The organism is Pseudomonas sp. 05N434 (assembly GCF_056396965.1).
This window is the reverse complement of sequence record NZ_JBFTMK010001098.1, coordinates 1-496: the sequence shown is the minus strand read 5'-3', so window position 1 is coordinate 496 and position 496 is coordinate 1. Positions and strand designations below refer to the sequence as shown.

At 63.3% G+C, this 496-nt stretch carries 1 protein-coding gene; it reads right to left on the bottom strand.

Features of this window, described 5'->3' with window-relative positions:
• On the bottom strand, window positions 1-496 hold a 496-nt coding region (locus AC1DLB_RS31920; protein ID WP_477786522.1), incomplete at both ends, for an AAA family ATPase.

The window sequence follows — 496 nt, the reverse complement described above, 5'->3', positions numbered from 1 at the left end:
GTGCCCAGTTGCGCGGTCGGTGTGTCGAGCAGCAACTCAGCCCCGACGTTGCTGGTGGCGAGCATTACGGTGTTTTTGAAGTCCACCACCAGCCCGGTGCCGTCTTCCATCACGCCTTTGTCGAAGACGTTGTAGAAAGCTTCGAGCACGTCCGGGTGGGCCTTTTCGATTTCGTCGAGCAGCACCACCGAATAGGGTTTGCGCCGCACCGCTTCGGTGAGTACACCGCCGCTGCCGTAGCCGACGTAGCCGGGTGGGGCGCCTTTGAGTTGGCTGACGGTGTGGGCTTCCTGGTATTCGGAAAGGTTGATGCTGATCAGGTTGCGTTCGCCGCCATACAGCGCGTCGGCCAGGGCGTAAGCGGTTTCGGTTTTGCCGACGCCGGTGGGGCCGACCAGCAGGAACACGCCGACCGGTTTTTGCGGGTCGGTGAGGCCGGCGCGGTAGGCTTGCAGGCGTTGGGCGATGGTGTTCAGCGCGGTGCTCTGGCCCATGA